Raw genomic sequence first — 282 nt, 5'->3', positions numbered from 1 at the left:
ATCGCTTGCCTCGCTATCTCAAAAGCTGGAACAAGTTTGATCTTGTCATCTTGGACGAGCTTGGTTATGTTCCGCTCGGCGAGGGCGGCAAGCTATTGTTTCAGTTCATATCCCAGCGTTATGAGCAAAGCAGTCTCATCATCACCTCCAACCTGGAGTTCTCTCGGTGGGTGGATATATTTGGCGATCCCGCTTTAACCACAGCATTGCTAGACCGATTGACACATCACTCTCACATTCTTCTCTTTGACGGAGAGTCTTACCGTTTTCGCCAAACCATAG

The 282-nt window shown here is 48.2% G+C and carries 1 protein-coding gene; it reads left to right on the top strand.

The window, feature by feature from the left end; genetic code table 11:
* On the top strand, nt 1-282 hold a 282-nt coding region (locus SB754_RS19875), incomplete at both ends, for an ATP-binding protein (RefSeq protein ID WP_410784108.1).

This window comes from Leifsonia sp. SIMBA_070 (genome assembly GCF_046534635.1).
Classification (GTDB): Bacteria; Actinomycetota; Actinomycetes; order Actinomycetales; family Microbacteriaceae; genus Leifsonia.
The sequence above is the reverse complement of the archived record's forward strand: the minus strand, read 5'-3'. Positions and strand labels throughout refer to the sequence as shown.